The following is a 14,068-nucleotide window of genomic DNA, read 5'->3' on the forward strand; positions in this document are numbered from 1 at the left end:
TCGACTTACGTCTGTTTGCATCTTCTCTATGTATGGCCAGTAGTCGTAACGAACGGTTGGTCGCCCGAGCAGGATTAAGGCAGGTTGATTCCTTTGGAATCGCCTTCACCTACGACGCCGGAATAAGTGACTCCATTTTGTTCCCAAACGATATAGAGGTATTTGCGGTTTCCGGGACTGGGATCACCCGTCCAATCGTTGCTCGCTAAAAAAGTTCTTTGTCCTTTGTCATAGGCCTTGCTGATTGCGGTTGTGGCATCATTCGTGCTGTTCCAAACACCGAAGCCTGCGTAGACAACTTTCATAAGAACGCCCTCCTTCAAAAATTTAGAATCGGAGTAATTGTCACCCACATATGATACTACGGCAACTCCCGCTTATGTTCAAGTGATTTCTATATCTTGTCAGGCGCCTTTTACGGCTTTTTAAGCCCTCTTTGCGCCTGACCTCCTCAGTGGCTAGAAAACAAACAATCACCCCCGATGACAGCGTTTTTTCCACAATCATCGGGGGTGATTCCAGGCTCATCTTAGTTTTCCCGAACCAACAGATACCGGGCCAGATCCCGCAGCAGTTCCGCCTGTTCATCGAAGCCGTCGAGGCTGTCTAAGGCCGCCTGAACGACCCGTTCCGCCTCCTGCCGCGCCTTTTCCAAGCCGAGCAGCGCCGGGTAGGTGGCCTTGTTGTTTTTCTCATCACTGCCGACGGGCTTGCCGATCTTCTCAGGATCGCCCTGGATGTCAAGCAGGTCATCGGTGATCTGAAAGGCCAAGCCAAGGTGATCGCCGTAGCGCGAAAGGGCCGCCACCTGCTCGGATGAGCCGCCGCCGAGGAACGCCCCGATGCGCAGGGAGGCGCGGATCAGCGCGCCCGTCTTGTGGGCGTGTATGTACTCCATGGTGGCCACGTCGATCTGCTTGTTTTCCGATTCCATGTCGACGACCTGGCCGCCGATCATGCCCAGGCTGCCGGAGGCTTCGGCCAATTCGGCGATCACTTGAAGGACGAGCGCCGGCGCTTGGCCGGAACGCAGGCCCTCCTCCGCCAAAAGGCCAAAGGCGCGCGTCAGGAGGCCGTCACCGGCCAGGATCGCCGTAGCTTCGCCGAAAACCACATGGTTCGTCGGCATCCCCCGGCGCAGGTCGTCATCATCCATGGCCGGCAGGTCGTCATGGATCAACGAGTAGGTATGGATCATCTCGAGGGCGCAGGCGGCAGCCATCACCGATTCCTCATCGCCGCCGACGGCGCGGCAGCCGGCCAGAACCAGCAGGGGGCGCAGGCGTTTGCCGCCGGCGAAGAGGCTGTAGCGCATGGCCTTGTGAATCGCCGGCGGCGCCTCATCCTCCGCCGGCATGAAGCGGGACAGGGCCGCATCGATCTTGACATTCAGTCGTTTCATTTCCGCCTTCAGATCCACCGCTTATTCCCCTCCCTCTATACGCTCTTCAACGATGGTCACGCCGCCGGGAGTCTCGATCAGTCGCTGCACTTTGGCCTCATAAGCGTCCAGTTGGGCGTGGCAATGACGGACCAGGCCGATGCCCTCCTGAAACAGTTGCAAAGACGCATCCAGGGGCGCGTCGCCCGTCTCCAACAAACGGACGACCTCTTCGAGGCGACCGATGGCCGCTTCATAGGTCAGTCCAGGGTTTCCTTTTCCATTTGCCACCGTCGATTCTCCCTTCTCTCTTCCACGCGGCAAGTCAGTTCGCCGCGCTGCAATACGATATCCACCCGTTCCCCTGCCGCCGCATCGCTGCTGGCGCGCACGACATGGCCCGATGAGTCGAGGCAAAGGGCGAAACCGCGGTCCAAGACGGCCAGGGGACTGAGGGCGTCGAGGAGCCCCGCTTGCATGGCCAGTTCCCTCCGCCGGTTCTGTTGCCCTTTTTGGGCGGCGGCGATGAGCCGGTTTTTCAGTTCTTCCGTCCGTTCCCGCTTCAGACGCAGGCGCTGGGGCGACGTCACCGAGAAGAGACGCCCCTCCAACTCCTTCAGCCGACCCCGCAGTTGGGCCGCTCGGGTCAATGACACGGCGCGGCGAAGGCGCTCCTCAAACTGGTCGACGCGCTGGCGCGGGATGCGCAGCCGCACCTGCGGGTGGGCCAGCGACGGTCGCCCGGACAGGGTCGACAGGGCCTGCCGTTCCCGCGCTAAGCGCACGGTGATGGCTCGTTGCAGTTGCCCTGTCAGGTCGTCGACACGACCCTGCAGGGCGCTGAAGAGGGGCACGACCAGTTCAGCGGCTGCAGACGGCGTAGCGGCGCGCACATCGGCCACCAGGTCGCTGAGGGACACATCCGATTCATGGCCCACCGCCGATACGACCGGAACAGGGCAGGCGGCCATGGCCCGGCAAAGGTTTTCATCGTTAAATGCCCACAGATCCTCCCGTGAACCGCCGCCGCGACCGATGATCACCACATCGACGCCAGGCACGGCGACGACCCGCTGCAAGGACCCAAGCAGGCTGGGCACCGCCTCTTCCCCTTGCACGATGGCCGGGGCAAAGACGATGTTCATGGTGGGAAAGCGACGTTGGATGACCGAAAAGAGGTCCCGGATGGCCGCTCCCGTCGGCGCTGTGATGATGCCCACCTTGCGGGGAAGAGGCGGCAAGGGGCGCTTTCGATCGGCAGCGAAGAGGCCGTCCGCTTCCAGCCGCTTTTTTGCCTGCTCTAAGGCGAGAAAGATGCCGCCCAGGCCGGCCGGTTCCATCTCTTCAACATAAATCTGATAGATGCCGTCGCGCGGGTAGACAGACACCTGCCCACGGACGATCACGTTGAGGCCGTTTTCCGGCCGGAAAGAGAGGTAGCGGTTTTTGCCGCGAAACATGACGGCCTTGACGACACTCTCGCCGTCTTTCAGGGTGAAGTACATATGGCCAGATGTATGGTGCTTGTAATTCGAAAGCTCCCCCTGCACCCATAGGTCGGCCAGTTGGGGCTTTGTTTCCAGGAGCCCCTGGATGTAGAGGTTCAACTGAGTGACAGACCAAATCTTTTCCATCGGCGGCCCCCCTTTGGCTTCAATGCGCTGGCAGAGCTTCATTTAGAACGACTAGACAGAAAAGGCAGCCGATCCTGGCGGGCGCGACTACAGGAACACTTGTTTTTTCGCGAACCCGGCCCATAAATCCTGCCGGGCGTTGTGTGCCATGTATGTTCGACGTGCTGGGGGCAAAGGCTCTTCTAAAAGGACTAGTGTGTCCATTTTACTCATGAAGCATGCCCATGGAAAGAAAAAAGCGCCGCAATGCAGCGCTTTTTTCGAAAAAGAGTTCCATACTTCAGCTTAGTTCGCCGCCTCGGCTGACTTTGCTGTGATATAGGCGTCGATGGCGCGGGCCGCTTTCTTGCCGGCGCCCATGGCCAGAATGACCGTGGCCGCGCCGGTGACGATATCGCCGCCGGCAAAAACACCGGCGATAGAGGTGCGACCCTCTTCATCGGCGACGATGTTGCCGCGCCGGTTCAATTCCAACCCCTCTGTCGACTGGGTGGCCAGCGGGTTCGGTCCGGTGCCGATGGCGACGATGACCGTGTCCATGTCCATGATGAACTCAGAGCCCGGAATCGCCACAGGCTTGCGGCGGCCCGACGCGTCGGGCTCGCCCAGTTCGTAGCGCAGGCACTTCATCGCCTTCACCCAGCCGTTCTCATCGCCGATGATCTCGACAGGGTTGGTGAGCAGTTTGAACTGAACGCCCTCTTCCCGGGCATGTTCGATCTCCTCGGCTCGGGCCGGCATCTCCTGGTCGGAGCGGCGGTAGACGATGGTGACCTCTTCCGCGCCGAGCCGCACAGCCGTGCGGGCGGCGTCCATGGCCACGTTGCCTGCGCCCAAGACGGCCACCTTGCGGCCCAACTTGACCGGTGTGCCGTATTCGGGGAAGCGGAAGCCCTTCATCAGGTTTGTCCGCGTCAAAAACTCATTGGCCGAAAAGACGCCGCAGAGGTTTTCTCCGGGGATGCCCATGAAGTTGGGCAGGCCGGCGCCGGTGCCGAGGAAGACGGCGGCATAGCCTCGTTCGTTCATCAACTCTTCCACCGTCACAGACCGTCCGATGACAGCGTTGAACTGCAGATCAACGCCCAGCCGGCGCAGGTTGGCGATCTCTTTGTCCACGATCGCTTTGGGCAGGCGGAACTCGGGAATGCCGTACATGAGGACGCCGCCGGCTGTATGCAACGCCTCAAAGACGGTCACAGCGTAGCCGAGCTTGGCCAACTCGGCGGCACAAGTGAGACCGGCCGGGCCCGCGCCGATGACAGCGACTTTTTCCCCATTGGCCGGCGCAGCTTCCGGCGCATCGGCGCCCTGGGCCATCTCCCAATCAGCGACAAAACGCTCCAGTCGACCGATCGCGACAGGCTCCGATTTGACGCCGAGGATGCATTTCTGTTCGCACTGGCTCTCCTGGGGACAGACGCGGCCACAGATGGCCGGCAGCGCGTTTTTCTCTTTCAACTTGACGGCTGCGCCGGCGAAATCGCGCTCGGCGACAGCTTTAATAAAATCAGGGATCAGCACCTCGACAGGGCAGCCTTCGCGGCAGCGGGGCTTTTTGCACTGGATGCAACGGGCCGCTTCCTTGACCGCCTGCTCTTCCGAGTAGCCGAGGGCCACTTCCTCAAAGTTGGCGCTTCGAACCTGGGGGTCCTGGCAGGGCATCTCCTGACGGATCTGTTCCTTTAATGACACCCGCAGCGCCCCCCTTCGTGGTGATGTTCCAGCGCCGCCAGGGCGCGCTTCTCCTCATCGCGGTAGATGGCGAGCCGTTTGAGGGCCAGATCGAAATCGACCAAGTGCCCATCAAACTCCGGACCGTCGACACAGGCAAACTTGGTTTCGCCGCCGACGAGGACGCGACAGGCGCCGCACATGCCGGTGCCATCCATCATCAGCGGGTTCATGCTGACGATGGTGTGGACGCCCATGGGGCGTGTCGTGTTGGCGATGGCGCGCATCATCGGCATGGGGCCAATGGCCCAAACCCGTTGCAGATCCCCGTTGGCTTCATAGAACTCTTTCAGGGCGTCGGTGACGAAGCCCTTGCGTCCATAGGAACCGTCATCGGTGCAGACGATCAACGCGTCGCTGACAGCGGCCATTTTATCTTCCCAGAAGAGCAGCTCCCTGTTGCGGGCGCCGATGATGGAGATGACGCGGTTTCCCGCCTCCTTCAGGGCGCGGGCGATGGGATAGATGGGGGCGATGCCGACACCGCCGCCAACGACCACGACAGGGCCGTCAAACCGTTCAATCTCTGAGGGCACGCCGAGCGGCCCCACGACATCGAGGACAGCGTCCCCGACTTCCAACTGGCCAAGCAGTCGGGTGCCTGCGCCGATCTCCTGGAAGATCGCCGTGATCGTCCCTTGTTCCCGGTCAAAATCGGCGATGGTCAGCGGGATGCGTTCACCCTTCTCATCGGCCCGAAGAATAAAAAACTGTCCGGCCTTGGCTTTGGCCGCCACCAGCGGAGCTTTTAAATCGAAAAGCTTGACACTGGCGGAAAGGATCTCTTTCCGCACGATCGGGTACATTCGCCTGCTGCCTCCTCTAAGCCATCCTGCCACACTACAAAGCTGCGTCCGGCCCTACATGTAGTTTGGATTCGTTGCCTCATGCCCATCTCCTGCAAACCCCGGGAGGGCATGATTTAAAAAATACGGACATAGCCCGGCCGATTTGTCGCCGGCAGCCTGTCCGCACACGTATGACACAATATCCAGTGTACACCGATTGCCTGCTCCGGTCAACGGGAAGCGGTGGAAGCGGAAAGAAACTTCGCCCCCAACAGGGCCACGCCCACCGCATTGTCGCCCGACAAGGCCGGTGTGGCAAACGCCAGCCGCCCGCCGACAGCGCGGTGCTCCAGGCGATCCCGCAACCGGCGGCGCAAAAAGCCGTTGGCCGCCACGCCCCCGACGATGAGCACATCGCGGCAACCGGTCTCCTCAATGGCCCGGCGCAGGATCTTTTCCAGCGTTGAAGCGAGACACCGTTCGATCCCCCGTGCGATGGCCGCCGGTGAAGGAGACGAGAATGTTTCACCGGCGTTGCAGGACCGGTCGATCAACCGCAATGCCTGCGCTTCTGCGCCGGAAAAGCTGACATTGTAGCCTTTTACTGAGGCGGGAAAGGTGACTGCTTCAACACCGTCAGACTGAGCGGCGAGCGCCTCCAGGCGCGGTCCAGCCGGAAAGGGCAATCCCAAGGCGACACCGACGCGATCGACCAGTTGCCCGGCGTGCAGGTCGGTCGTCGCCCCCATCTTTTCGATAGCAAAAGCCGCCCTGTCCGAGTCGAACCTTACCTGGAGCAGTTCTGTCGTCCCGCCGGAGAGGTGGACCGAGAGAAAGCCCTTTTCCAGCAGCATTTTTGCCTGTTCCCCCTCTTCCAGGGAGGCGATCCCTGCCATGATATGGCCTTCCTGGTGTGTCGTCGCAATGAAGGGGACGCCCTGCGCCGCCGCCACCGACCGTCCGACCGCCTCACCGGCCAAAAAGACAGGCAGATAGGCCCCTTCTTCCGGCCGGGGGCGGGTCGAGACGGCCACGGCTTCCACATGGACTCGCGCCCGTTCCCTCAGTTCTGCAAACAGGTCCTCCATCACGCCCGGCAGTTGACGGCCATGCAAAAAAAAGGCGTCTCCCTGGCGGAGACCCCTTTCTCCCGGCTTCACCGGCAATAATAACCGTTTCTGAGCCAGCAGCCTTCCGTCAAGGCTGGCGAAAGCGACCGAGGTCGTGTAGCAGCTCGTGTCGATGCCCAGGACCCCGTAAAGGATATCGGCCCTCATCGGTTACACCTCGTTGACACCAGGCGTCTGCTGTTCCTGATCAGCCATGGAAAGCCTTTCAGGAGACGCCGTCGCCTGGGGCATCACCGGGGTGGTCACCGTAGCGGCAACGGACTCCTGCGCCGGCGCTCTCTCGCCCCGCGCCTCGCGGAGTTCCCGGGCCAGTTGACCGAGAATGCCGTTGACGAACTTGGCCGACTCCTCATTGGCGTAGATCTTCGCCAACTCAATGGCCTCGTTGATGGCCGCGTTCAAGGGGATGTCCTTGCGAAAGAGCATCTCAAAGATGGCCACACGGAGCAGATTGCGATCCACATGGGGCATCCGCTCCAGATGCCACTCCTTGGCCAGGCGGCGAATGTTGGCGTCGATCGTCTCCCGATTTGTCACCGCCCCGTCGACCAATTCCTTGGCAAAGGCGGCGGCCGCCTCGCTGATCCCGAATTCTTCACTGGCGTACTGCAAGGCATATGCCGGGTCCATCCGGCCCACATCAGCCATAAACAACGTCTGCAAAGCAGTCTCCCGCCCTAGTCGCCTGCTCAAATCGCTCGCCCCTCCCCGTATTTATGATTATTCTTACCACAAACGTTTTTTTCTCTCTTCCTCAACCGGCTCGAAGGTGATCTGGATCTCCTTGGGCTCGATCCCAATGGCCGACTCCAGAATATGGCGCGTCGCCTGCTGGATCTTTTCACCGAGAGCGGGCAGGGCCGCCTTTAAATCAGAAGCTACATGCAACACAATAGCGATACCGCCGGAGACCCTGCGGATGCGCACCCGCAACCCACGGATGCCGACAAATCCGGCTACGGCGCCACGGATCAACCCCTCGACAGCCAACCGGCTGATCTGCACCTTCCCATCGGGTGTGCGCGCCAGCAAGGTCATCCCTTTCATCGGCCGAGGCCACGCCTTGAACAGAAACCAACTGACCAGTATGACATAGAAGCCGGCTCCAATGGCCCAGGTCGAGCGAGCGCCACCCTGCCGCCAAGCCGCCAGAAAACGTTCCACCGCATCGGGACCGCCGGCTTCCAATCCACCGGTCATCGAAAAGGCGGCAACCATGATGATGACGGCAAGCGCCGCCGGAGGAAGCGCCACCAAAAAGGCCAGCAGACGGCTCGGTCCCTCCATGCCTGACCCCTCCCCATTTATTCACCGCGGCAACAAGTCGGACGGGCAAAAACCCCCCTGAGATCTGTCGGTCTCAGGGGGGCCTCGATCATCTCACCCGGTCATCCTCTTTTGCTTCCGGTGTGGGGAAGTTCACCCCTTGAATATGCACGTTGACCTCGACGACAGTCAACCCAGTCATGCTTTCGATGGAGCGCTTCACATTTTCCTGAACGCGCTTGGCCACCTCAGGGATACGGCTGCCGAAGTTGACAATGATGTTTAAGTCAATGGCCGCCTCCCGTTCGCCCACTTCAACCTTCACGCCTCGGGTCAGGTTCTTGCGGCCGAGCATCTCAGCGATACCGCCACCCAAACCGCCGCTCATGGCGGTGACGCCTTCCACTTCCGTGGCCGCCAACCCAGCGATGGTCGCGACGACCTCCTGGGCGATACGGACGCTGCCGATATCCTGTTTGGATGTGATCGTTTCCATGTATACGGGCACCCCCTGGTGAGGATTTCCGATGGAGAGTGTCCATCATGTAGTATTGTACCAAAGTGAGGCAGGGTATACCAGCTATCAAACGATATGAATCAAAGATCCCGTCGTCCCAAGAAAACAAGGATCACCCTATTTGAAAGCTTTTTTTCACAAATATGGCGATTGATAGAAGGAAAAGGAGGCGCCTGCATAGAATTGATATCTCAATCACAATTCGAAAGGAGTAATGTTCTGAATGAAAGGAAATCCGCAGCTCATCCAGGCGCTCAATGAACTCCTGGCCGACGAATTAAGCGCAATCAACCAGTATATGGTGCACTCAGAGATGTGCGCCAACTGGGGATATGTCAAACTGCACGAGCAATACGAACGGCGCGCCATCGATGAGATGAAGCATGCTGAGAAACTGATCGCCCGCATCCTCTTTCTGGAAGGAACCCCCATCGTGTCGAGCCTGAAAGCCATCCACATCGGCGCCGACGTGGTCAAACAACTCGATAGCGATCACACGGCCGAGTCAGGCGCCATCGCCGCATACAATGCAGCGATCAAGTTGGCCGGTGAAGTCAATGATTTTGCCACCCGGGAGATGCTCGAACACATCCTCAATGATGAGGATCAACATATCGACAAAATCGAAGAACTGCAGGATCAGATCTCTCATATGACTCTTCCGATCTTTTTGACCACCCAAGTAGGGTGATTTTTGATCCAGAGAGTGAGCCGGGCGTGATGGAAACGCCCGGCTTTTTTTATCTTCATTTACTTCGTCATTTACTTCGCAAATGATTCACTACCCTTTTTCCGAAAAAAGACCAGCCTCGACGGCTGGCCAAACGAGAAGGAAAGATGAGGCGCGACAATGTTATTTTATTGAAGATACAACGATATTCATAGGTTTGAGAGGTATACAGGGATCTAGAGAGTGCAAAAAACGATCGGCAATCAGGTATGTCATCGCTCACGCAAGTTGTTGTTCATCGCCCATATGCCGCGCAATGGCATTCTTTACCCGTTCAAGATCAAACGGCTTGACTATGAAATCACAAGCACCAGCGATGATACAGTCTTTTACATGATCCATCTGCCCCATTGCGCTGACTACGATGATCCGCGCTTCCGGCGCTGTTTTTCGAATCTGGCGGGTCGCTTCAATGCCGTCCATCACAGGCATCGTGATATCCATCGTCACGAGATCGGGGAGAAGGTCGTGATACAACCGAATTGCTTCTTCTCCGTTACCCGCTTGACCAACGATCTCATGCCCCGCCATACGGATCAGGTTGGCAAGAGAAAGTCGCGCAAAAGCGGTATCGTCGACAACCAAAACCTTCCCCATGATGCCCCCTCCTTGCAGTCACAATCGATGCATTTTTTTTACTCTACTATACATCAGACATCGGCACTATTCGAAAAAGTTATTCTCTTCTATACAGAGTGGAACAACCATCACCTGGATCGCCATCCGCAAAGAGCGCCCGGTGCACCGCTGCATGCAGTTCTTGTTTTAAAAAAGGTTTGTACAAAAAGTCACAAAAGCAATTATGCTTAGATCTTTCGGAATCAGGGGCACCGGCGAAGCCCGTGCAAAGAATAATGGGCAAATCAGGGCGAATATGGTGGATCGAAGCGACTAACCGTTCCCCTGTCATCTTGGGCATCGTTTGATCGGTGATCACCAGATCCAACGATGCGACATGGGAACGAATATAGGCAAAGGCTTCCACACTGTCTGTAAAGGCGATGATCTCGCAGCAGTCCAGTTCCGATAAGAAACTTTCCGTCATCGCGACGATCGACGGGTCATCGTCCACAACCAGCACTCGGACAGCCCGTTCTCTCATCCTGCTGTTTTTGTGACAATGCTCTTCCTGTGTCGCACCATTCGTCTTTGGAAAAAAGATCCGGAAGGATGCCCCTTTTCCCTCATCACTTTTCACAAAAATATAGCCACTATGGCTTTTCACAATGCCATGAACGACGGCTAATCCCAAGCCTGTCCCTTCCCCGATCGGCTTGGTGGTGAAAAATGGTTCGAAAATTCGCTCAACCAATTCCGCTTTGATCCCATGTCCCGTATCGCTGATCACAAGGACAACATAGGCACCGGAAGGCATTTCGGGAAAAGGCGACGGATCGGTTTTGTCAACCGTATACAAGGAAACGCTAATCCGCCCGCCAGTGCCTCGCATGGCATGTTCGGCGTTTAAGCATAAGTTTACAATTAATTGATGCATCTGTGTCGCATCGGCTGTAATCACTTCATCAACATGCTTGATGTCCGTAACGATCTCGATCGTCGATGGCAGAATGGCTCGCATCATCGTCAGTGTTTCTTCAATCGTATGGGAAAGATGCATCGGTTTGTGGTCGGTAGAGACCTGGCGGCTAAAGGCGAGAATCTGTTTGACCAAACCGCGGGCGCGAATGCCTGCATGCAACACTTTTTCCATGCTGCTGATGGCGCTGCCCTTTTTTTCTTCGTTTAGCGCCATTTCCGTGTAGCCCAGGATCACAGCCAACATATTATTGAAGTCATGGGCGATGCCGCTGGCCATCGTTCCGATGGCCTCCATCCGCTGTACCCGCTCGGCTTTTTCCCGTAACCGGTTGCTTTCCGTGATGTCCCTCGCCACGATGGTAAAACCAAAGATGACTCCATCGGACTGAATCCTTGACCAGGAACAGAACAGGCTTACCGTGCTGCCGTCTTTTTTTATGATCGACGCCACATAATCTTTGATGTCATCCCCACGCAGCAGGGAGGCAAAGATCTCCTTGACGATTTGATGGCGCTCCGGTCTAACAATGAAGAGGAAGTCACGTCCCCGCACCTCGTCAGCGCAAAACCCGGTGATCCGCTCGGCGCCTTTATTCCATATCACCACTTTCCTGTCTTTATTGATGTGAACAACCCCATCATTCGAACAATCAATGATCGACGCTAACAGATGCAGTTCTTGTTCATTCTGTTTTTGTAGGCTGAGCAGCCGTTGATTCCGCAACGTTCGCTCGACAAGCAGGGCGTATTGCGTAAAGATAAACAGATCGCCTTCGAAAAAGGAATGCCCATGGATTGGTTTCACCATACCCATAATGGCGATCAACTGGGAATCTAAAAAAATAGGCGCAGCCAATTCATCCTGGGCCACATTTTTATCCATGAGGGATTTTCGCATGGCGCGGCCGCTCGCCCATACTTCCCCGACAATCCCCTGTCCCTTTGCACACTGGCGTAAAAATATGTCTTCCTCTCGCAATGTCGAAGCATGCAACCGCATGGCCCCGGTTTCATCAAAGAGGTAGGCATACCCTCCCGCTGCCTGTAACATTGGAGCGCCCTGTTCAATGGCTGACTTTAAAACGTCCTCCACCGTATCTTGCTGATCCAGTTTTTCTATGATTGTTGCAATGTGAGCGACGAATTGTGTCAAGGCGCTTTGGTGACCTTTATTTTTTTCTACATCTATCATCGACGAATTCACCTCTTGCCTATCGGCTTCTGACCAAACACCGCTTTGTCTGCCTGGGAGCCGTCGCGCTGCGCCTTAGGCCATCCTCTGGGTGGCCTGTTCTACTGCAAATAACAAATCTTTTTTCAGAACCGGCTTCATGATATACTGGCGGATTCCGATCATCTTTGCTCGATCCGGCGGAAAAGCATGGCTATAGCCTGTACAGAGAATAATCGGCATTCCGGGGCGCAAACACAGTATCTCTCTCGCCAGCGTATCGCCGGTCATCGTCGGCATTGTATAATCGGTGATCACCAGATCAAAGGCGTCGGGATTCTCCATAAAAATCTCTAAGGCCTGTGTGCTGCATTGGGTCGCTGTCACCTCATAACCGGCCTGGATCAGTTGTGATTGTAACACCTCGACAATCGCTTCTTCATCATCAACCAATAGGATCCGTAGTTTCACCGCCGGTGGTTGCAGCGCCGACTCCTTTATGTTCGACGTCGTTTCCGGCGCAGCGGGGAGGTATACCGTAAAAGTAGACCCTATCCCCAACAGACTGTCCACACTGATTGCGCCATCATGGCCTTTTACAATACCATACACAGCAGCCAGCCCCATTCCACTACCCTCACCAATCGATTTGTTCGTAAAAAAGGGGTCAAAAATACGCTCTCGAATATCTTGATCCATGCCGCTCCCATTATCGCTGACGGTAAGTTGAATGTAATCGCCGGGAGAGATCTGCAGTATTTTCGCTTCCTGTTCGTTTACCGCTGCTTCCGCAAGCACAATTTTCAGCACTCCGCCGGTTCCTTGCATGGCATGACCTGCATTGACACATAGGTTCACCACGAGCTGATGGATTTGCGACAAGTCACCAAATACCCGACCCGCTTTTGTCTTGTAATCGATGCATATCTTTACATTCGACGGCAAGGTGGCCCGCATAAACTTGATCGTTTCCTTGATCAGGGGTATCATGAAAATATTGCATTTTTCATTCTGACTTTCTCGACTGAAGGTCAAAATTTGTTGAACCAAGTCCCGTGCGCGCTCCCCCGCTTTTAAGACCTGGCTGAGATTCTTTTCCAAGGGACTATCGGTGACGGCTTCTTCCAGAGCCAATTCCGTGAAGCCTAACATGACAGCCAAGATATTGTTGAAGTCATGGGCGATCCCGCCAGCCAATGTTGCAATTGCCTCCATTTTTTGCATATGCAACAACTGATCCCGCATTTGGTTGCGCTCGGTTACGTCGCGCGCTATGACGTAGCAACCGCCAATCGCCCCTGTCTGATTCATTACCGGGGAGATGGACAAGGATACATCAATGCTCTGACCATCCCTCGTCAGATGTTTTGTCTCATAATGGTTTAATCGCTTCCCCTGCATGACCGTTCTGATTTCCTCTATCGCGTTTTGTTTATGGGCCGGCGATAGCAGGGCAAAGACATGTTGGCCACAGATTTCTTTGTCTTCATAACCATAAATTCGTTGCGCGCTCGGATTCCATGTCTGGATTCGGCAGTCTGGGGAAAGGCGAAAGATGGCATCGTCACTATCGGCAATCACGCTGGCCAATTGGAGTAAATCTTCTTGTTGTCCCATACATGGCGTCCCTGTCCCTGGAAAAGGGGGCATTTTTTTATCTGGCGCCTCATTCTGTTCAGAGACCATGGCAAGATAACTGGCCAAGGTAGTCAACGTAAACAACCGTTCTTGCGACCAGTCATGCGGTTCAGCGTACCCAAAGAGCAAGCATCCGCATCGACGACCTTCTGACGTCAAGGGCAACAGCACGACAGCTCCAAGTCCGAGGACGGTGAAAAAGTCCCGCCAATGGGCCTCCGTATCCATCTTGGAAACATTATGAACGATAAAGGGGGTATTGGTCTCAAGCGAAAATTCAACCCTGTCGCTATAGTGCCTGCGCATCTGTGCGCCGATTAAATCCTTCTTTGCTGCTGGGGCGCAGAATTCAACATAGATGTTGTTGGCGCTATCGACACTGCAATAGTAAGCGATAGCTCTTGAATAAAAAAACACAAGTCTTTCCATGATGTACCGGCATATGGTCAGAACATCGTTTTCCGTTACCATCATGGCCACGATTTGATTCGATAGATGCATGCGTGTTTCATATTCGTGATCGTACATGTTGTCTACCCC

Annotated in this window: 14 protein-coding genes; 1 reads left to right on the top strand and 13 read right to left on the bottom strand. The window is 56.2% G+C overall.

Annotation, left to right across the window (positions count from 1 at the left end):
• Positions 1-74: 74 nt before the first annotated feature.
• The 10 genes from GTO89_RS09360 to GTO89_RS09405 all read right to left on the bottom strand — a co-directional run bounded on the left by GTO89_RS09360 (position 75) and on the right by GTO89_RS09405 (position 8,429).
• Positions 75-305, bottom strand: coding sequence for a hypothetical protein (locus tag GTO89_RS09360; RefSeq protein ID WP_161261827.1), 231 nt, complete (start codon positions 303-305; stop codon positions 75-77).
• Positions 306-529: 224 nt separating this feature from the next.
• Positions 530-1,420, bottom strand: a complete 891-nt coding sequence (locus GTO89_RS09365; RefSeq protein WP_161261828.1) for a polyprenyl synthetase family protein — start codon at positions 1,418-1,420, stop codon at positions 530-532.
• Positions 1,421-1,423: 3 nt separating this feature from the next.
• Positions 1,424-1,672: an exodeoxyribonuclease VII small subunit gene (xseB, locus tag GTO89_RS09370; RefSeq protein ID WP_161261829.1), complete on the bottom strand. Its 249-nt coding sequence runs from the start codon at positions 1,670-1,672 to the stop codon at positions 1,424-1,426.
• Complete coding sequence (gene xseA, locus GTO89_RS09375; protein ID WP_161261830.1) at positions 1,642-3,015, bottom strand: exodeoxyribonuclease VII large subunit; 1,374 nt, start codon at positions 3,013-3,015, stop codon at positions 1,642-1,644. Before xseA ends, xseB begins: the two co-directional genes overlap by 31 nt.
• 285 nt (positions 3,016-3,300) lie before the next feature.
• A complete protein-coding gene (gene gltA / locus GTO89_RS09380) occupies positions 3,301-4,680 on the bottom strand; it encodes an NADPH-dependent glutamate synthase (RefSeq protein WP_170294462.1) in 1,380 nt (459 codons plus the stop codon).
• A 20-nt stretch (positions 4,681-4,700) separates the two neighbouring features.
• Complete coding sequence (locus tag GTO89_RS09385; protein ID WP_161261832.1) at positions 4,701-5,555, bottom strand: sulfide/dihydroorotate dehydrogenase-like FAD/NAD-binding protein; 855 nt, start codon at positions 5,553-5,555, stop codon at positions 4,701-4,703.
• Positions 5,556-5,767: 212 nt separating this feature from the next.
• Positions 5,768-6,814 (bottom strand): Kae1-like domain-containing protein, encoded by a 1,047-nt coding sequence (locus GTO89_RS09390; RefSeq protein ID WP_161261833.1) that lies wholly within the window; start codon positions 6,812-6,814, stop codon positions 5,768-5,770.
• Between the two features lie 3 nt (positions 6,815-6,817).
• The gene (nusB, locus tag GTO89_RS09395) at positions 6,818-7,360 is read right to left on the bottom strand and encodes a transcription antitermination factor NusB (protein ID WP_161261834.1); all 543 of its coding nucleotides are present in this window, start codon (positions 7,358-7,360) and stop codon (positions 6,818-6,820) included.
• A gap of 33 nt (positions 7,361-7,393) precedes the next feature.
• Complete coding sequence (gene amaP, locus GTO89_RS09400; protein WP_161261835.1) at positions 7,394-7,954, bottom strand: alkaline shock response membrane anchor protein AmaP; 561 nt, start codon at positions 7,952-7,954, stop codon at positions 7,394-7,396.
• Positions 7,955-8,042: 88 nt separating this feature from the next.
• Complete coding sequence (locus GTO89_RS09405; RefSeq protein WP_161261836.1) at positions 8,043-8,429, bottom strand: Asp23/Gls24 family envelope stress response protein; 387 nt, start codon at positions 8,427-8,429, stop codon at positions 8,043-8,045.
• 244 nt (positions 8,430-8,673) lie between these two features.
• Between GTO89_RS09405 and bfr the strand changes: the two genes are divergently transcribed.
• The gene (gene bfr, locus GTO89_RS09410) at positions 8,674-9,141 is read left to right on the top strand and encodes a bacterioferritin (protein ID WP_161261837.1); all 468 of its coding nucleotides are present in this window, start codon (positions 8,674-8,676) and stop codon (positions 9,139-9,141) included.
• A gap of 258 nt (positions 9,142-9,399) precedes the next feature.
• Here the strand turns inward: bfr and GTO89_RS09415 are convergent, their stop codons facing one another.
• From GTO89_RS09415 to GTO89_RS09425, 3 genes are all read right to left on the bottom strand, one after another.
• Positions 9,400-9,777: a response regulator gene (locus GTO89_RS09415; RefSeq protein ID WP_161261838.1), complete on the bottom strand. Its 378-nt coding sequence runs from the start codon at positions 9,775-9,777 to the stop codon at positions 9,400-9,402.
• Positions 9,778-9,856: 79 nt separating this feature from the next.
• Positions 9,857-11,911, bottom strand: coding sequence for a hybrid sensor histidine kinase/response regulator (locus GTO89_RS09420; protein ID WP_161261839.1), 2,055 nt, complete (start codon positions 11,909-11,911; stop codon positions 9,857-9,859).
• Between the two features lie 75 nt (positions 11,912-11,986).
• Positions 11,987-14,056, bottom strand: a complete 2,070-nt coding sequence (locus GTO89_RS09425; RefSeq protein WP_161261840.1) for a hybrid sensor histidine kinase/response regulator — start codon at positions 14,054-14,056, stop codon at positions 11,987-11,989.
• Positions 14,057-14,068 lie beyond the last annotated feature (12 nt).

The organism is Heliomicrobium gestii (assembly GCF_009877435.1).
In the GTDB taxonomy this organism is placed as follows: domain Bacteria; phylum Bacillota; class Desulfitobacteriia; order Heliobacteriales; family Heliobacteriaceae; genus Heliomicrobium; species Heliomicrobium gestii.